This is a genomic window from Mesorhizobium sp. Root157 (assembly GCF_001427385.1).
In the GTDB taxonomy this organism is placed as follows: domain Bacteria; phylum Pseudomonadota; class Alphaproteobacteria; order Rhizobiales; family Rhizobiaceae; genus Mesorhizobium.
In genome coordinates this window covers 165,692-183,127 of the sequence record NZ_LMGJ01000033.1, presented here as the reverse complement: position 1 = coordinate 183,127, position 17,436 = coordinate 165,692, and the positions used below count along the sequence as shown (strand labels likewise).

Annotated in this window: 15 protein-coding genes; 2 read left to right on the top strand and 13 right to left on the bottom strand. The window is 62.1% G+C overall.

All coding sequences use genetic code 11. The features are described 5' to 3' along the window. Positions 1 to 8: 8 nt before the first annotated feature. From ASD64_RS15035 to ASD64_RS14995, 9 genes are all read right to left on the bottom strand, one after another. Positions 9 to 1,124, bottom strand: coding sequence for a hypothetical protein (locus ASD64_RS15035; RefSeq protein WP_056106412.1), 1,116 nt, complete (start codon positions 1,122 to 1,124; stop codon positions 9 to 11). Next, entirely contained in the window at positions 1,121 to 1,768 is a 648-nt protein-coding gene (locus ASD64_RS15030) for a N5-glutamine methyltransferase family protein (RefSeq protein WP_056106411.1), read from the bottom strand. The genes ASD64_RS15035 and ASD64_RS15030 overlap by 4 nt, the downstream gene beginning before the upstream one ends. 245 nt (positions 1,769 to 2,013) lie before the next feature. Beyond that, positions 2,014 to 2,760 carry an ABC transporter ATP-binding protein gene (locus tag ASD64_RS15025; protein ID WP_056106633.1) on the bottom strand — a complete coding sequence of 249 codons (747 nt, stop codon included), beginning with the start codon at positions 2,758 to 2,760 and terminating at the stop codon, positions 2,014 to 2,016. After that, positions 2,757 to 3,593: an ABC transporter ATP-binding protein gene (locus ASD64_RS15020; RefSeq protein ID WP_056106409.1), complete on the bottom strand. Its 837-nt coding sequence runs from the start codon at positions 3,591 to 3,593 to the stop codon at positions 2,757 to 2,759. Before ASD64_RS15020 ends, ASD64_RS15025 begins: the two co-directional genes overlap by 4 nt. Further along, complete coding sequence (gene nikC, locus ASD64_RS15015; protein ID WP_056106407.1) at positions 3,590 to 4,522, bottom strand: nickel transporter permease; 933 nt, start codon at positions 4,520 to 4,522, stop codon at positions 3,590 to 3,592. Before nikC ends, ASD64_RS15020 begins: the two co-directional genes overlap by 4 nt. Beyond that, entirely contained in the window at positions 4,519 to 5,523 is a 1,005-nt protein-coding gene (locus ASD64_RS15010; RefSeq protein ID WP_413813612.1) for an ABC transporter permease, read from the bottom strand. The genes nikC and ASD64_RS15010 overlap by 4 nt, the downstream gene beginning before the upstream one ends. 81 nt (positions 5,524 to 5,604) lie before the next feature. Beyond that, positions 5,605 to 7,248, bottom strand: a complete 1,644-nt coding sequence (locus tag ASD64_RS15005; RefSeq protein ID WP_056106630.1) for an ABC transporter substrate-binding protein — start codon at positions 7,246 to 7,248, stop codon at positions 5,605 to 5,607. Positions 7,249 to 7,403: 155 nt separating this feature from the next. Next, the gene (locus ASD64_RS15000) at positions 7,404 to 8,474 is read right to left on the bottom strand and encodes a D-alanine:D-lactate ligase-like protein (RefSeq protein WP_056106403.1); all 1,071 of its coding nucleotides are present in this window, start codon (positions 8,472 to 8,474) and stop codon (positions 7,404 to 7,406) included. A 426-nt stretch (positions 8,475 to 8,900) separates the two neighbouring features. Further along, positions 8,901 to 10,250, bottom strand: a complete 1,350-nt coding sequence (locus tag ASD64_RS14995; protein ID WP_056106401.1) for a putative bifunctional diguanylate cyclase/phosphodiesterase — start codon at positions 10,248 to 10,250, stop codon at positions 8,901 to 8,903. Positions 10,251 to 10,465: 215 nt separating this feature from the next. Here ASD64_RS14995 and gshB point away from each other — a divergent pair, with 215 nt between their 5' ends. Together gshB and ASD64_RS14985 are read left to right on the top strand one after the other, a co-directional pair. Beyond that, a complete protein-coding gene (gene gshB / locus ASD64_RS14990; RefSeq protein ID WP_056106399.1) occupies positions 10,466 to 11,407 on the top strand; it encodes a glutathione synthase in 942 nt (313 codons plus the stop codon). A 185-nt stretch (positions 11,408 to 11,592) separates the two neighbouring features. Continuing rightward, entirely contained in the window at positions 11,593 to 13,125 is a 1,533-nt protein-coding gene (locus ASD64_RS14985) for a YifB family Mg chelatase-like AAA ATPase (protein WP_056106398.1), read from the top strand. 353 nt (positions 13,126 to 13,478) lie between these two features. Here ASD64_RS14985 and ASD64_RS14980 read toward each other — a convergent pair whose 3' ends face one another. The 4 genes from ASD64_RS14980 to ASD64_RS14965 are packed head-to-tail and all read right to left on the bottom strand — an operon-like array spanning position 13,479 to position 17,431. Then, complete coding sequence (locus ASD64_RS14980) at positions 13,479 to 14,462, bottom strand: 2-dehydropantoate 2-reductase (protein ID WP_056106396.1); 984 nt, start codon at positions 14,460 to 14,462, stop codon at positions 13,479 to 13,481. Then, entirely contained in the window at positions 14,462 to 16,015 is a 1,554-nt protein-coding gene (locus ASD64_RS14975) for an acyl--CoA ligase (protein WP_056106394.1), read from the bottom strand. The genes ASD64_RS14980 and ASD64_RS14975 overlap by 1 nt, the downstream gene beginning before the upstream one ends. Further along, a complete protein-coding gene (locus ASD64_RS14970; RefSeq protein ID WP_056106628.1) occupies positions 15,975 to 16,679 on the bottom strand; it encodes a fumarylacetoacetate hydrolase family protein in 705 nt (234 codons plus the stop codon). The genes ASD64_RS14975 and ASD64_RS14970 overlap by 41 nt, the downstream gene beginning before the upstream one ends. Further along, complete coding sequence (locus ASD64_RS14965; protein ID WP_056106392.1) at positions 16,679 to 17,431, bottom strand: ABC transporter permease; 753 nt, start codon at positions 17,429 to 17,431, stop codon at positions 16,679 to 16,681. Before ASD64_RS14965 ends, ASD64_RS14970 begins: the two co-directional genes overlap by 1 nt. Positions 17,432 to 17,436: the final 5 nt, after the last annotated feature.

The following is a 17,436-nucleotide window of genomic DNA, read 5'->3' as shown; positions in this document are numbered from 1 at the left end:
GCCCGTCCTCAGTCGAAGCGGCCGCCGATCAGCCTGCTCCACTGCTCGCCTGCCACTCCGTTCAGGAAGGCTTGCGAAGCCGTCATCGCCCGCAGAAGTTCGGTATCGCGTGAATGGACGACGGTGGAGGCAACCGGCACGAAAACAATGCGCCGCCTAAGCATCGCCTCCATAAGTGCGGCCTGCGTGCGGCCACGCAGGCCGCACAGGCCGCGCGCTGCCGCGTGATCGACAAGGCAATCGATGGCATGGCCGGCCTGGCCGGGGCGCGCCAGTACCTGAAGCACGCGGCCGATCCTACCCGGCTTCGCATAGTAGGCGAAGGCACCAACCAAGGCTCCAGAAGGCGAAGTGATCGAAGCAAAAACCAGATCGCCGAGATCCGGCTTCAGCATCGCGTCGGCAAGGATCCAGTCCAACCGGCTTTGTTCCCAATCGGGACGCAGGGCGAACTGGTCGGTCAGCGGCTCAAACAGACCGGCAAATTCTGCGCTGCCGATTTCGACGACCCGAAGCGCCTTTTGCCCGCTGCGGCCTGCTGATACAGCCGCCCAACTCCCTGCACCGGGTCTCACGCGCCGACGCCACAGTCCGTCGATGACGTTGGCCAGCGGAGAAAGCATCTGGGCGATGCCGACGCGGCCTGTTGCAACACCAAGAGTGAACCCGAGAGGCCGGATGACACGCACCCAGTCGAGACTGTACTGAGGCAGCACGACGCCACGCAGGCGCGTCCACAACTGTGTCGCGACGTCGTTGGCCGTCTCGCTGAAGGACAGGTCCTGCGGTCCGTCCAGAAACGACTTCAGCAGCCGCGCGCCAGCCATCGGGTCGTTGTCGCGATCCTCCACCATCAGCGATCCGCAGATCGCCGCACGCAATTTGCGGCCATTGAACGTCATCGGCATGGCATGGACGCCGACGAAGCCGGAAATCCGCCCGGCGTCATCGAGATGCACAAGCGAGGCGATGCCTTCGTCGCAACCCGGCGCTTCCAGATAGAAGCGGCGCATATAGTCGGCGAGCGTATCCGGTGCGGGGGATGATTTTTTGCGCAGCACGCGTTGGAATAGCGCCGCGATGGCTGGAATGTCGGCAGCTTCGATCGGACGAATGCGGCTCAAGCGCTTGCTCCCGCGTTCCGCCTATTGCTCCTGACGATAGCCACACGAGGCTTTCCATCCGCGTCGGCAAAGGACGGCTCACCATAAGCCTTGGTTCGCGCCAGAAGAGCGGCGACCTGCCGCTCCTGCCCCTCTCCGAACTCGAACAACAGCCATCCATCCGGCTTGAGATAGTCAATCGCTTCTCTCACCAGCCGTTGCAAAATGGAGATGCCATAGGGGCCGCCGTCAAACGCCTCGCGGGGCTCGTCGCCCAGCAGATGGGCGCTTTCGTTTTCGAGCCGGGACGACGAAATATAGGGCGGGTTACAGACGACCATGTCGACACGCCCCTCGATCCCCTCATCTTGAAGGGCGGCAAACAGATCGCCTTGCATGACACTGACCCTGTCCGCCAATGAAAGGCGTGCGACGTTGCTGCGGGCCAGCGCAACAGTGCTGTCGGTCAGATCGGCAGCCCATATCTGGACCTTGGGACAATGATGCGCGACGGCAAGCGCCAGATTGCCGGAACCGCAGCACATATCGACAATGACAGGCTCCCCTTCCATGCGGCCAAGGATCGAGATCGCGTTCTTGCCAAGCAATTCGGTTTCCGCGCGCGGAACAAGCACGTCCGGCGCCAACTCAATCTCGACATCCATAAAGCGGCGCAACCGCCGTTGGGTGCGACCAGTATCGTGAGAGGGATCATTGCGCTCAGGCACTGTCGGGCCCCGTGGTCAAAGTCGAATGCCTTTCCGTTCTACCAGCTTGAGGTAAATGGACCCTAACGTGGCCACATGAGTCTATCTGGGCATCACATCAGGCGCCGGCTTCGGAGACATCGGCCCAAAACGAGCCGCCCCGCCATTCGTCTGCAGGGCGGCAAGGGCCGCCATGGAGGGGGTTAGGTGCGAACGAAGCCTTCGCTGGCGGTGAGCAGGTTGCGCGTATAATCCCTGGTCACGCGGCGCGCGGCCAGAGCTGACGCGTCGAGGCTTTCGAGGCCTTCGCCGTTCTGCATCACCATCAGCCGGTCGCACATATGGGTGACGATGGCGAGGTCGTGGCTGACCATCAGGAAGGTGAGGTTGCGGTCGCGGCGCACCTGTTCCAACAGGTTGAGCACTTCCGCCTGCACCGAGGCGTCGAGCGCCGAAGTCGGCTCATCGAGCAGCAGGATCGAAGGTTCGAGGATGAGCGCACGCGCTATCGCCACGCGCTGGCGTTGGCCGCCGGAAAGCTGGTGCGAGTAGCGGAAGCGAAAACCTGAACCGAGGCCGACTTCGTCCAACGCTCGACGGATGCGCTGCTCGCCATCGGAGAAGTTGTGAATGGCCAGCGGCTCCTGCAGCAGGCGATCAACCGTCTGGCGCGGATGCAGCGAGCCGTACGGATCCTGGAACACCATTTGCACCTGGCGGTAGAACGCCTTGTCTCGGCGCCGGCCAAGTATCTGGCCATCGAGGGAAATACTGCCGGAAGCCACAGGGACAAGGCCGGCGACGGACCGCAGCAACGTCGATTTTCCGGACCCGGACTCTCCAACCAACCCGAAGGATTCGCCGCGCTGCACCTCTAGGCTGACATCTTTCAACGCCCGGAACCGGTCGAACACCACATTCAATCGGTCAATCGTCAGCGCAGGCGTCATGCAGCCCACTCCGGCTTGCGCTCCAGCACCGGCAGCGGATGGCGGTCGTCGCCGATCCTGGGCATGCAGTTGAGCAGGCCGCGCGTGTAGGGGTGCTGGGCGTTGGAGAGTTCCGACGCCTTTAACTGCTCCACCACTTTGCCCGCATACATGACGATAACGCGGTCACAGAAGGACGAGACCAGCCGCAGATCGTGCGAGATGAAGATCAGGCCCATGCCGCGCTCGCTGACCAGTTTGTCGAGGATGGCAAGCACGTCGAGTTGCACTGTGACGTCGAGCGCCGAGGTTGGCTCGTCGGCGATCATCAGTTCCGGGCCCGCAATGAGCATCATGGCGATCATGGCGCGCTGGCCCATGCCACCCGACACTTCGTGCGGATGCAGATCGAAGACGCGCTTCGGATCGCGGATCTGCACCGCCTCCAGCATGGCCAGCGTCCGTTCGCGTGCCTCGGCCCTGCCGACCTTCTCATGGGTGCGCAGCGTCTCGACGATCTGGCGGCCGATGGTCATCACCGGATCGAGCGAATACTTTGGGTCTTGCAGGATCATGGCGATGCGTTTTCCACGCAGCGCTCGGCGCTCGGCAGCCGAGGCAGTCAGCAGGTCGATGCCGTCGAAGGACAGTTTCTTGGCGCTGACCTTGGCCTGCGGCGGCGTCAATTGCATGATGGCGCGGCCGGTTTGCGATTTGCCGGAACCGGATTCGCCGACGATGCCGAGCCTCTCACGGCCGAGCGAGAACGAAACGCCACGTACCGCCTCGATAGCGCCGGTGCGGGTCGGAAAGGTGACGCGCAGGTCTTCGACCTGGAGAAGGTTGCCGCTCATTGGTCACCGCTGCGGGGATCGAGCGCGTCGCGCAAACCGTCACCGAGGAGATTGAAACCGAGGCTGACGATCAGGATGGCGAAGCCCGGCGCGCCGGCGACCCACCATTGGTCGAGCACGAACCGGCGGCCCGACGCGATCATCGCGCCCCATTCCGGCAGCGGCGGCTGCGCGCCGAGACCAAGGAAGCCGAGGCCGGCGGCGGTCAGGATGATGCCAGCCATGTCGAGCGTGACCCGCACGATCAGCGAGGAGATGCACAGCGGCATGATGTGGCGCAGCACGATGCGGAACGGCGACGCTCCCATCAGTTGCACCGCCTTGATGTAGTCCGAATTGCGCACCGTGAGCGTTTCGGCGCGCGCGATGCGCGCATAGGGAGGCCATGAGGTGATGGCAATGGCGATGACCGCGTTTTCGATGCCGGGTCCTAACGCCGCGACGAAAGCCAGTGCCAGGATCAGTTTAGGAAAGGCGAGGAAGATGTCGGTGATGCGCATCAGCACTGTATCGAGCCAACCGCCGGCATAGCCGGCGACCGTGCCGACCAGCAGGCCGATGGGCGCGGCGATGATCGCGACCAGCACCACGACATAGAGCGTCCAGCGCGAGCCATAAAGGATGCGGGAATAGATATCGCGGCCGAGATCGTCAGTGCCGAACCAGTGTTTTGCGCCCGGCGGCAGCAGCCGCGAGCCGGCGAGATCGCCGATGGTCGCGGGATAGGGCGCCAGCACGCCGGCAAGTGTCGCCACTACGATCAGCCCGATGATGATGGCAAGACCGACAAGCGCCAGCCGATTGGCTGAAAAGCGCAGCCACGCGACATAGGCACGCCCGAGCCGCGCCTGCAAGCGCGATGCCGGCTGTTCGCTCAACAGCCATTCGCGTCGGGTCTGCTCGGGCATGATCCGGGTCGCCACACTCATGCGCTTTTCGTCCTCGGGTCGAGAACCTGATAGAGCAGGTCGGACAGCAGGTTGATGGCGATGAACACAGATCCGATGATGATGGTGCCGCCAAGCACCGCGTTCATGTCGGCGTTCTGCAGCGAATTGGTGATGTAGAGGCCGATGCCCGGCCAGGCGAACACCGTTTCCGTCAGCACCGAGCCTTCGAGCAGGCCGGCATAGGACAGCGCGATGACGGTGATCAGCGGCACGGCAGCATTACGCAGCGCATGCGCCCAGATGATGCGCGTTTCCGACAGGCCCTTGGCGCGCGCCGCCACGATATATTCCTGCGCCAGTTCGTTCAGCATGAAGGAGCGCGTCATGCGGCTGATATAGGCCAACGAGAAATAGCCGAGCAGCGCCGCAGGCAGGATGATGTGACGTAAGGCGTCGCGAAATACGTCCCACTGGCCCTGCCATGCGGCGTCCAGAAGGTAGAAGCCGGTGATCGGCGTGAACGTGTACTGATAGACAATGTCGAGGCGGCCGGGAAAGGCCACCCATTGCAGCTTTGCGTAAAACAGCACCAACCCCAGAAGGCCGAGCCAGAAGATCGGTACGGAATAGCCGACCAGGCCGATGACGCGAACGATCTGGTCGATGAAGCTACCGCGCTTGACGGCGGCCAACACACCGAGCGGCACGCCGATCAGCGTGCCTATAAGCGTTCCAACCGTGGCCAGTTCTATGGTCGCCGGGAAGACCCGTCTTATGTCGACCATCACCGGGTTGGTGGTCAGCACGGAGGTGCCGAAATTGCCGCTCAGGGCATTCTTCACGTAGATGTAGAATTGCTCGATCAGCGGCAGGTCCAGCCCCATTTCACGCCGTGTGCGCTCGACGACGTCGGCGCGCGCGCGGTCGCCCAGCACCGCCAGCACCGGGTCGATGGGGATGACGCGCCCGATGAAGAATGTCACCGCCAGGAGGCCGAGATAGGTGGTGATGGCGATCAGCAGGAAACGGCCGATCGCCATCGCAATACCAGCGGCGCGGGCGCTGCCGCCCGGCGCCGCAGTATGGGAATCAACCGCGCTCACGCGCCGCGTCCCTGAAAACTATTCCTTCGAGATAGTGCCGACGAAGTTGGTGTCGAAGCTCGGGCCGAGCTTGAAGCCCTTGAGGTTGCTGCGGATCGCGGCGTTCTCGATCTGCTGGAAGATGATGACGAACGGGCTGGTTTCGAGCCCTTCCTTCTCCAGCTTCTTGTACATGTCGGCGCGCTTTGCCGCGTCCTTTTCAAGCAAGGCGGCTTCCGTCTCCTTGGTCATTTCCGGAATGTCCCAGGCATTGCGCCACGCCAGTGTCGCCACCTTGCCGGTGTCGGCGTTGTCTGGATTCGAGGCGAAGGTCTGGGCATTGGAGTTCGGATCGAAATAATCCTGTCCCCACTGACCGATATAGATGTCGTGGTTGCGGGCGCGGTATTTGGTCAGCGTCTGCTTGCCGTCGCCGGGAATGATCTCGATCTTGATACCGGCCTGACCAGCCGTTTGCTGGAAGGATTCGGCAATGCCGGTCACCGGTTGGCTGCTGCGCACGTCCATGGTGACGGAAAAACCGTCCTTCAGCCCCGCCTTTTCCAGCAGTTCCTTGGCCTTGGCGACGTCGAGCTTGAACGGGTTCTCGTCCAGTTCGCCAAGCACGCCCTTGGGCAGGAAGGTCTGGTGGATCTCGCCGATGCCCTTGATCAGCGTCGAGCCAATGGCCTCGTAGTCGACCAGATATTTGAACGCCTGCCGGACCTCGGGCTTGGCGAGCTTTTCGTTCTTCTGGTTGAGGCTGATGTAATAGACCGTCCCCTTCGGTGCGCTCGTGGTGACGATGTCGGCGTTTTTGGCGATGGCTTCCAGATCGTTCGGCTCGAGGTTGCGGGCGACATCGATGTCGCCTGCCTCCAGCGCCAGGCGCTGGCCGGAGCTTTCCTTCATGTGGCGGTAGATGACACGGGCCAGCTTGCCCTTTTCGCCGTGGTAATTTTCGTTGCGGTCGAGCACGACCGCCTCGTTGGCGCGCCATTCGCGCAGCGCGTAGATACCGGAACCGGCCGAATTGGTCTTCAGCCATTCATTGCCGAAGTCGTTGTCGAATTTGTAATCATCGCTTGGCGTCATCGCCTTGAGGTGCTCCGATACCAGCTTCTTGTCGACCACAGAGCCGACCGTCGCCGACAGGCAGTTCAAAACGAAGCTCGGCGCATAGGCCTTGTCGACGGTGAAGACGAAAGTGCTGTCATCGGCAGCCTTGGCTTTTTCCGTGATATTGTCGGCGGTCAGACCGAACTGGGTCAGGATGAATGCCGGTCCCTTGTCGAGCTTGACGACGCGCTCGAACGACCAGGCGACGTCGGCGGCGGTCAGCGGATTGCCGGAGGCGAATTTCAGGCCCGGCTTCAGCTTGAACGTGTAGGTCAGGCCGTCGTCGGAGACGGTCCAGCTTTCGGCAAGATCGCCTTTCACCTTGGAGGTGTCGGCCAGGTCGAGCCGGACCAGAAGGTCATAGGTATTGCCGGTCACCTCGGCCGTCGAAATCTCGAAGGCCTCGGCCGGGTCCATCGAGATGATGTCGTCGATGGCAAACCCTTCGACCAGCGTATCGGCGGGCGTGACCGCGTAGGCCGGCAATGCTGCGACCAGAACCGCCGACATGGCAGCACCCGCCATCCACAGACGAGAGCGAAGAGCGATCTTTTCCATCATCATGTTCATGTTCCCTGTTGTTGTTGGCCTGAAGTGCCGGTTCCGGCAGATGGCGTCGGGGTGCCGCATCGCCCTGATGTGCGCCCCCATTTAGCTCAACCATATCCGTCAGTTTTCCACCCGGCAACGGGGTTTTTGCGAATGGCATTCGACTGGGTTCAGATCGCTTTCGATCCGACATCGGTCAAGCGATTCGCCGCTGCCTTGGCCATCGCCTCGGGCAGGCCCAGACCCCATTGCGACTTGCAATAGGCGCGGAAATCGAAGCAAGGCAGGCCAGGACAAACCTCGAACTCGATCAGATGCACGGTGTTGTCGTCTACTACGCGCAGGTCGAGCGAGAACACGTCCCGCAGGCCGAGGCCGCGGATCATGCTGGCCGCCAGTTCCCGTATCTTCCGGTCGGCTTCCGGCCACGTGTCCAAAACGGCGGCGAGTTCGGGTTCGGCATAGGTGCCTCGCATCTTGGCGGCTTCACCCGTCTCGCCGTAAAGGGCAAGACTGTCGCTCATCGTCTGGAAATCCGATCCGGAGTCGACAAATGAGATGCCTAGTGCCTCCGATCCGTCCTGACGGTTCACACCAAGGAAACTTGCCCTGACGTTACGGCCGGGCACGTAAGGCTGAACGAGCGCGTCATCACGATAGGCGCTGAAAATGCGCCGGCTAAGCTCGAGCGCAGCGCCGAGGTCGTGACAATGCGAATCCGGCCAAATGCCGATCTTCGCGCCCAATCGGTTCGGCTTGACGAACCAGCCCCGGCTCGAGGCCGGCGGACCTACGAGCCATTCGCCGTTGCGGGCAAGCCCTGCCGCAGGCACAGGCAGCCCCAGCGCGCCTAGCACGGCGCCGGACCGGAACTTGTCCTGGCACAGCGCGAACAGGGAATCGTCGGCCCCCATGACCGACAAGCCGTTGAGCCGCGCCAAAGCCGGCGCGGCGCCGCCGCGGAAATAAGCGATGCCGTCTGTCAGCGTCCAGACCAAAGTCCGTTGCCGTTCCTGACCGGCCAAGGCGGCTGGAGCTTGATCCAGTTCGACCTGGTGAAAGGCAAGTCCATGCGCTTCGCAGGCTTGCGACAGAGCGTCAAACTCGGCGGCCAGATCGGTCGATTGCGCCAGATAGGACGAGATTTCCGCTGCGTGCTCTCTGTCAAACCCCTCGGCCAGCAAGCGCTTCAGGCAAATAGCCTCCGGTTCATGGACCAGCAAGAGGGTGGAGACTGGCATGGCAAGGCATCCTGTAAGGCGCTTCGATTTTGCCGCGCAGTTTGGCATCCGCAATGACGCATGTTTGCGCGGAAACCGACATCGCCTCGACGCCGGATCGACAATGCTGGAGCAGCGAACCGAAAAGTGGAATCCGATTGTCGGAGAACAGGACTGACCTAGGACCGATCGACATTCAGGGTTTGAGGCGTGGTATAAGCAAAAATCGTCCAGTTCAAGGAGCGAAGCCGAAGGCGGAGTCGACCTCCGTCAAGGCTTCGCGACGCAGAATTGGGCGATTTTGGCCATATCCCTGCGGGACGCGGCGGGTTTCAACCCTGCATGCGTCGAAAATGCTCGCCGGTGGTCAACACCGCCTTGCGTTTTCTCCTTGTCAGGACCAAAATCCGGCTCGCGCCACGCCCGAAACCTGAATGTCGATTGGTCCTAGATTCCCGCAGCGCGCAGCGCACCGCGGAACTGGTCTCGCAGATAGCCCAGCGTCGCATCGGCGTCGACCGGCTTCCCGAACAGGAAACCTTGCCCGCCGCCGCATCCGAATTCCACGAGACGGTCCGCCTGGGCTTCTTCCTCGATACCTTCTGCCACAACATCCATGCCGAGCCCCTGGCACATCGCCAGAATGGCTCGGATGATGTGTTCGGATGGGCGGTCCTGTAGGATCGAGGAGACAAAGGCACGATCGATCTTCAGCTTGTCGAAGTGAAATTCGCGCAGCCGCCCCAGTGACGACTGGCCAGTTCCGAAATCGTCGAGCGCGACGCGGATGCCGACGCGACGCAGGTCCTCGACGATCTTCTCGGCTGATGCCGGATCGTTCATCAGGCCGGTTTCGGTAATCTCGATTTCCAGCCTGCGCGGGTCGAAACCGGTCCGATCCAGGATAGACAAGATGTGCAGGCCGGTATTCTGGTCCACCAGTTGCGACGGTGACAGGTTGAACGACAAAAACAGGTCCTTCGGCCAGTTTCTGGCCGCCTCGGTAGCCTTGCGCAGCACCAGTTGCGACAATGGCCCGATGATGCCGCGCTCCTCGGCGATGGGGATGAAGACGACCGGGGAAACCGGCCCGAGATCGCGGTCGGTCCAGCGCGCCAGCGTTTCAAAGCCGATCGTGCGGCGCGTATTGAGATCGACGATGGGTTGGAAATGCGGCTCCACTTCGCCTGCTGAAACCGCACGCCGCAAGGCCTGCTCGATACGGGTTACGCGCTTGGCCGCTTCTTCCATCTCGCGCGTATAGACGACGACCTGCCCGCGCCCCGAACGCTTGGCGTGGTAAAGTGCCGTCTCCGCCTTGTTGATGAGGATCTCCGTGGTTTCATCCCCGGAATAGAACAGCGAACAGCCGGTCGAAGCCGAAAGCCGCGCGGTGCGTTCACCGACATCATAAGGGGCGGACAGAATTTCAATCAACATGCGCGCGCGTTCGGCGGCGGCCTCTTCGCTGAAGACCATCGGGTAGAGAAAGGCGAACTCGTCGGCACCGATGCGGCACACGGTCGAATAGCTGTCCATCGAGGCGCGCAGGCGCATGGCGACCTGGGCAAGGATGTCGTCGCCGGCCCTGTGGCCGAACAGATCGTTGATCGGTTTGAAGCCGTCGAGGTCGAGTATGCCGATGGCAAACGGCGCCGGATCGTCGGCCCGGTCGCTGATCAACCGGTCCACCTTGTCGAAAAAGCGGCGATGGTTGCCGAGCCCGGTCAACGCATCGGTAAAAGCCAGGTCGCTGCCGTCCCTGCTTATTTGCCCGGTGCTAAACGGCGTTTGCATCGGTTTTCCTGTTCTCACGCAAAGTATGGTGCGACAGTGGCATCAAACCCTTTAGGAAACGTATCGTCGGAGGATCTTTTTGCGAGCGCAGCGTTTGAGAGCCTACGGGCGTTTCCGTTGATCCGGTTCCGCCGCGTTTGGCTTAGGCAATTGCATTGGCAGGGTGCGGCAAGTCTCGTATATGACACGCGTCGTGACTTCGGAGAGCCTTTGCAATGCCGCTCAAGATCGCCGTCCAGATGGACCATATCTCCACCGTGTCGATTGTCGGCGATACCAGCTTCGCACTTGCCCTGGAGGCGCAGCGTCGGGGCCACGCCCTCTATCATTACACGCCTGACCGGCTCTCTCTGATGAACGGCAAGGTATTTGCCCGCATCGAGGAGATGACCGTACGCGATGAGAAGGGCAACCATTTCTCTCTTGGCGAGCCGGTGCGCACCGATCTTTCGGAGATGGACGTGATCCTGCTCAGACAGGACCCTCCCTTCGACATGAACTACATCACCACCACGCACATCCTGGAGCGTATCCACCCGAAAACGCTGGTGGTCAACGACCCGGCCTGGGTGCGCAACAGCCCTGAAAAGATCTTCGTCACCGAGTTTGCGGATCTGATGCCGGAAACCTTGATCACCAAGGACCCGCAGGAAGTGGCCGCCTTCCGCAAGGAGTTCGGCGATATCATCGTCAAGCCGCTCTACGGCAATGGTGGTGCCGGCATCTTCCATCTGCATGAAGCCGACCGCAATCTCGCTTCCCTTCTTGAGATGTTCTCGCAACTGTTTCGCGAACCGTTCATCGTCCAGCGCTACCTCAAGGAAGTGCGCTCTGGCGACAAGCGCATCATCCTGATCGACGGCGAACCGGTCGGTGCGGTCAACCGCGTGCCGGCAGAATCGGAATCACGTTCCAACATGCATGTAGGCGGCCGCGCAGAGAAGGCGGATCTGACCAAGCGCGAACGCGAGATTTGCGCGGCAATCGGCCCGTCGCTGAAAGAGCGTGGCTTCATTCTGGTCGGCATCGACGTGATCGGCGACTACATGACCGAGATCAACGTCACCTCACCGACGGGCATACGCGAGATTCAGCGCTTCGGCGGTGCAGATATCACCGCCTTGTTCTGGGACGCAGTCGAGGAAAAGCGCCGATAGGCAGCCGTTCAAGGCTCGCATTTGTTCTACTCTTGCAACTTCGCACAACCGGATTGCAGCCTGTGCTTTAGATCGTTCTCTAAATGTTCTTGATTTGATCGTCCGGCTGTGGTTACGTCCCAACGGGGTCGTCGAGGGAGCCCGCGAACAGGCGGGCAAGGGGACGTTCCCCATCCGGGGGCGGAATGGTTTCGCGCGTTCGTACAGTGGCTTTTCAGGGCATCGAGGCCGTGCCCGTCGACGTCCAGGTCATGGTGGCGCCCGGCAAGGTGGGTATGTCGATCGTCGGCCTGCCGGACAAGGCCGTGGCCGAGAGCCGGGAGCGCGTGCAAGCTGCCCTTCATGCTTCCGGTCTGTCGATGCCCGCCAAGAAGGTCACCATCAACTTGGCGCCGGCTGATTTGCCGAAGGAAGGCAGCCATTACGACCTGCCGATCGCACTTGGGCTGATGGCGGCGCTGGGCGCCATTCCCGGCGACATGCTGGCTGCCTATGTCGTGTTGGGCGAGTTGTCGCTGGACGGCACCATAGCCGCGGTCGCTGGCGCACTGCCGGCGGCTATTGGCGCCAATGCGGACGGCAAGGGACTGATTTGCCCATATGGTTGCGGCCCGGAGGCCGCATGGGCGGGTAGCGACATCGACATCCTCGCACCACGCAGCCTGATCGCGATCGCCAACCATTTTCGCGGTTCGCAGGTTCTGTCGCGGCCTCAGGCCGGCATTCGCGCCGCCCCCAACGATCTGCCGGACCTGGCTGACATCAAGGGGCAGGAAAGCGCCAAGCGGGCGATCGAGGTCGCGGCTGCTGGAGGGCATAACCTGCTGATGATTGGCCCGCCGGGGTCCGGAAAATCGATGCTGGCGCAGCGGCTGCCGTCGATATTGCCGCCTCTGGTGCCGAAAGAACTGCTGGAAGTGTCGATGATCGCCTCGGTTGCCGGAGAACTGGCCGAAGGCAAGTTGACGGACAGGAGGCCGTTTCGTTCGCCGCACCACTCGGCATCGATGGCGGCCATGGTCGGTGGCGGGTTGAGAGCACGTCCTGGTGAAGTGTCTCTCGCGCATCACGGTGTCTTGTTCCTCGACGAATTTCCGGAATTCTCGCCGCAGACACTCGATGCGTTGCGCCAACCGCTCGAAACCGGTGAGTGCATGATCGCGCGGGCCAATCACCGCGTCACATATCCGGCGCGTATCCAACTTGTCGCAGCGATGAACCCGTGCCGGTGCGGCATGGCCGGCGAGCCGGGTTACCGATGCGCACGTGGCGAGCGCTGCCGCACAGAATATCAGGCGCGCATTTCCGGGCCATTGCTCGACCGCATCGATCTCCGGATCGAGGTCCCGGCAGTCTCCGCCGCTGACCTCATCCGTCCAGGAAAGGCCGAAACCAGTGCAGCCGTGGGCCAGCGCGTGGCCGTGGCCCGGGCCTTGCAACGCGAACGGTTCGAGCGCCTGGGGGTTGGCGGTGCTTCCACCAATGCACACTGCCCGCCCGCATTGATCGAGGAGATCGCGATGCCTGATGCGGCCGGCTTGGCGCTGTTGCGCGATGCCAGCGAAAAGCTCGGCTTCTCGGCGCGCGCCTATCATCGCGTGCTGAAGGTTGGCCGGACCCTCGCCGATCTCGATGGCAGCGAAACGGTCGGCCGCATTCATCTGGCGGAAGCCATTTCGTACCGCATGACCAATGAGCGAATGGCTCAAGCCGCTTGAAGGTTTGATTCTTCCGGCATTTGGAGACGGACGCCGAGTCGCCCAAACATTGGCGCACCGCGGACAGATTATGGCTTCATACGGGTTCGGTTTCCTGAAGCCGGACAGGAACGCAAGATCGCGGTGTCCCATACCGCTTTTTGCGCGTCCAACTTTCCGGCAACCGAGGGTAGTCTTCTCCTCTCTGCTGGTATTGCTCTTTCAGAGCGTCGAATATCCTTAAAGCCGGATTCCAATTTCCGGTCCGTTTCCCTAAGCACGTCGCGATCTTTCAGATTTACTGGCCGCGCTTTAAGTGTTTGTTTTTAATGCATGTCGTTGCCTGAAACCGGCCCGCTTTCGGGCGACATGCACTAGGCGGGATAGCAACCGCGTTGGATGGCGAGCCTGCGAACCAGCGATAATACGGTATCGATGGCCGGTGTCAGCTGGCCGGTGAGCCGACCAAGTTCCTGTACGGCGGTCACCAGCGCATCGATCTCCATTGGCCGGCCGCGCTCAAGGTCCTGCAGCATTGAGGTCTTGTGAGCACCGACATCGCCCGCCCCCTTGATGCGGCGGTCGACGCCGATGGGGAACTTCACGCCGAGGCTTTCGCCGATCGATTGCGCCTCCAGCATCATGGTGCGCGCCAATAGCCGCGTTCCTTCGTCGGCGACGATCTCGGCAAGCGTGCTGCCAGTCAGCGCCGAGATCGGGTTGAAGCACAGATTGCCCCATAGCTTGACCCAGATCTCGCTGCGGATGTCCTCACGCACCGGCGCCTGAAGCCCGGCTGCAATCATTTCCGCGGCAAGGTGCGTCACCCGCTCGCTTTTGTCACCGGATGGCTCCCCCAACGAAAAGCGATTGCCGTCGACATGCCGCACCACGCCCGGTGAATCGACTTCGACGGCCGGATAAACGACCGCACCTATCGCCCGGTTGGGACCGATCCGGTCCCAGATTGTCCCTCCCGGATCGACAGCCGCGACGCGCGCACCTTCCAACGGCCCGCCGATCTTGTGGAAATACCACCAAGGCACGCCGTTCTGCATGGTGACCACTGCGGTCTGCTCGCCGATAAGCGGGGCAATCTGGTCGAGCGCACCGCCAAGCGAATGCGCCTTCAGCGCCAGCACGACATAGTCCTGAACCCCAAGTTCGCGCGCGTCCGCTGCCGCTCTCACCTGAAGCACGCGTTCTTGCCCACTTTCTATTAGGCGCAGCCCCGTGTCACGCATGGCCGCAAGGTGTGCGCCGCGCGCCACGATCGACAGGTCGGCCCTATCTGCGGCGGCGAGTTTCGCCGCAACATAGCCGCCAATCGCTCCCGCACCGAAGACCGCAATGCGCATCAGCCAAGGCCGAGTTTGGCTGCAAGACCTATGCGTTGCAACTTACCAGTAGCGCCTTTCGGAATTTCCTCCAGAATCACGATTCGCCGCGGCACCTTGAAATCGGCCAGCCGGCCGGACGCGAAATCACGGATTTCGCTCTCGTTGGCGGTGCTACCGTCGCGCAGCACGATCGCCGCCGCGACCTCTTCGCCGAGCTTGTCATGCGGCATGGCAAAGGTCACCACCTGGGCGACGGCGGGATGATCCATCAAGACCTCATCGACCTCAAGCGGTGAGATCTTCTCGCCACCGCGATTGATGATCTCCTTGAGCCGCCCGGTCACACGCAAATAGCGGTCCTGATCAAGCACGCCCTGGTCGCCTGTATGGAACCAGCCATGCGCGAAGGCAGTCTCGTTGGCGCCCGGGTTCTTTTCGTAGCCGGCGGTGACATTGGGGCCGCGAATGACCACTTCGCCGATTTCGCCCGGCCCCAGAAGCCGCCCGTCCACCGCCATGACTGCAATTTCCGGACCTGCTGCCGGACCGACGCTACCAGGCTTGCGCATACCCGGCGGCAATTGGTTAGACGCCATCTGGTGGGCCGCTTCGGTCATGCCATAGGCCTCGACCACCGGACAGCGGAAGGTGGTTTCCAGTTCGGCCATGACCTGCGCCGGCAGCGAGGCGGAAGACGAGCGGATGAAGCGCAATTGTGAGGCGGCCACCGCTTCGGCATTGCGCGCCGCCCGGGCCAGAATCGCCTGATGCATGGTCGGCACAGCCGTATACCAGCTCGGCTGCGCCTCGTTCAGCCAATGGAAGAATTTCAGTGCATTGAATCCCGGCGTGCAAAAAACGCTGGCGCCGGCGGCAAGCGAAGACAGCACCGCCGCGACCAGTCCGTGGATGTGGAACAAGGGCATGATGTTGAGGCAACGGTCAGTCGCGCTTAGCCTCAGTGTCGCGCCGATATGCGCGGCTGAAGCGGCGAGATTGGCATGGCGCAGAGGCACCAGCTTCGGCCGTGAAGTGGTTCCCGATGTGTGCAGCAAAAGGGCTGCATCATCGGCCTTGGCGAGGTCGGGCGGGGCAGCTGGCCCAACCGCATCGCCCTCGATCCGGAAGCTGCCTGCCGGTTGGTCACGCAGCGCGACAAGCCGAAGAATGCCGATCCCCAGCCGCTCGGCAACGGTAACGGCAGGACCGGTTTCTTCCTCGGCGACAAGGATGGCCTTGGCGCCGATATCGGTCAGGTAAAAATCCAGTTCGTCCGCACGATAGGCGGGATTGAGCGGCGCGGTCGTGGCGGCGGCGGCAACGCTGAGAAAGGCCGTCGCCATTTCGGGTCCGTTCGGCAGCACGATAGCGACACGATCGCCGCGCCCGACGCCGCGCGCGTGCAACTGATCGGCAACGTCCGACATCAATTGGCGCAGCCCGCCATGTGTCAGCGTCGCCCGGTCAGGTGCCGACACGGCAGGCGCATCATGTTGCCCCCGTGCCAGCCGCTGGATGATCGATCCTGCCTCAGACAACGCGAACCTCGATATCTCCGACGCCGTCAACATGACCACGCAGCACGTCGCCGCGCTTGACTGGCCCGACGCCCGACGGCGTTCCCGAAAGGATGACATCGCCCGGCATCAGAGTAAACAGGCCCGACAGATAGCTGATCATCTCCGGCACCTTCCAGATCATCTGGTTGAGATCGCCGGTCTGCTTGCGCTCGCCATTCACGTCGAGCCAGACCGCGCCATGCTCCGGGTGGCCGATCTTCTCCACCGGCACCAGTGCGCCGCATGGTGCGGATGCCTCGAAGGCCTTACCGACCTCCCACGGGCGGCCCATCTCCTTGGCCTGGCCTTGCAAATCGCGCCGCGTCATGTCGAGGGACACGCCATAGCCATAGACACAGTCGAGCGCCTTTTCCAACGGGATGTCCTTGCCGCCGCTTTTCAGCGCCACCATCATCTCGATCTCGTGATGGACGTCGCTGGAGGCCGGCGGATAGGGAAACTTTCCGCTGACGTCGAGATTGTCGGGGTTTTTCTGGAAGAAGAACGGCGGTTCCTTGTTGGGATCGTGCCCCATTTCCACGGCATGGGCCGCATAGTTGCGCCCGACGCAATAGACGCGATGCACGGGAAACAGGCGGTCGGAGCCGACCACGGGCAATGTCGCGATTGCCGTTGGTTCGATGATGTAGTTGGAGGCCGCACCCTGGATGTTCATTACCTTACTCCTGCATAGAATTCGACTTTCGCCTCGGCCCACTCGATCAGTGCAGAAACCACGAGTGCGAAGGCAAACAGAATGATGGTCAGCGCCCAGAACTGGGGCATGCGGAAATTACGCGAGAAGGTCTCGAACAGCGCCCCGTAGCCGACGATGGCGACCAGCAACTGGCCGATGACCACACCTTTGACGCCCCTTATCAGGCCAAGCCGGATGCCGGCGAGGATTTCGGGCAGCGCCGCCCAGACGATGATCTTGCTGTAGAGCGCCGGCCGCGAGGCGCCGTAGGAACGCGCCATCTCGATGAGCGAGGGGGAGATGTGGCGAACACCGGCGCGCGTATCGAGTACGATGATCCAGATCGCAAACAGGAAAACGGCAGCGATGATGGTGTTTTCGCCGAAGCCGAACAGGATCATCAGCACCGGCACGATGGCAGAAAGCGGCGCGCTGGAGAAGATGTTGACCCACATGCCGAGCAGATCGTCGGCGATCTTGACCCGGCCCATCAGCATGCCGAGCGGAATGCCTACGACAACCGACAACACCATGCCGATGAAAAAGGCCCGCAGCGTTGTCACGGTCGCACTCTGCCAGGAAGGAAGCTGCACCAGATCGACGGCAGCAACCAGCACGTCGCTGAATGGCGGCAGGATGAACATCAGGTCCATCCGGCCAACGATTTCCCACAGAATGCACCAGACGAGCAGCGAGGCCATCATCGGCACGCGGTAGCCAAAAAGGGTCATCGCGG

Coding starts and splice junctions, on each gene's coding strand:
- ASD64_RS15000 (WP_056106403.1), bottom strand. CDS start 8,474: ATGCCAGTCTCCACCCTCTTGCTGGTCCATGAACCGGAGGCTATTTGC.
- ASD64_RS15005 (WP_056106630.1), bottom strand. CDS start 7,248: ATGATGATGGAAAAGATCGCTCTTCGCTCTCGTCTGTGGATGGCGGGT.
- ASD64_RS14980 (WP_056106396.1), bottom strand. CDS start 14,462: ATGCGCATTGCGGTCTTCGGTGCGGGAGCGATTGGCGGCTATGTTGCG.
- ASD64_RS14985 (WP_056106398.1), top strand. CDS start 11,593: ATGGTTTCGCGCGTTCGTACAGTGGCTTTTCAGGGCATCGAGGCCGTG.
- ASD64_RS15030 (WP_056106411.1), bottom strand. CDS start 1,768: ATGGATGTCGAGATTGAGTTGGCGCCGGACGTGCTTGTTCCGCGCGCG.
- ASD64_RS15020 (WP_056106409.1), bottom strand. CDS start 3,593: ATGAGCGGCAACCTTCTCCAGGTCGAAGACCTGCGCGTCACCTTTCCG.
- ASD64_RS14995 (WP_056106401.1), bottom strand. CDS start 10,250: ATGCAAACGCCGTTTAGCACCGGGCAAATAAGCAGGGACGGCAGCGAC.
- gshB (WP_056106399.1), top strand. CDS start 10,466: ATGCCGCTCAAGATCGCCGTCCAGATGGACCATATCTCCACCGTGTCG.
- ASD64_RS14975 (WP_056106394.1), bottom strand. CDS start 16,015: ATGTTGACGGCGTCGGAGATATCGAGGTTCGCGTTGTCTGAGGCAGGA.
- ASD64_RS15025 (WP_056106633.1), bottom strand. CDS start 2,760: ATGACGCCTGCGCTGACGATTGACCGATTGAATGTGGTGTTCGACCGG.
- ASD64_RS14970 (WP_056106628.1), bottom strand. CDS start 16,679: ATGAACATCCAGGGTGCGGCCTCCAACTACATCATCGAACCAACGGCA.
- ASD64_RS15010 (WP_413813612.1), bottom strand. CDS start 5,523: ATGGCGATCGGCCGTTTCCTGCTGATCGCCATCACCACCTATCTCGGC.
- ASD64_RS14965 (WP_056106392.1), bottom strand. CDS start 17,431: ATGACCCTTTTTGGCTACCGCGTGCCGATGATGGCCTCGCTGCTCGTC.
- nikC (WP_056106407.1), bottom strand. CDS start 4,522: ATGAGTGTGGCGACCCGGATCATGCCCGAGCAGACCCGACGCGAATGG.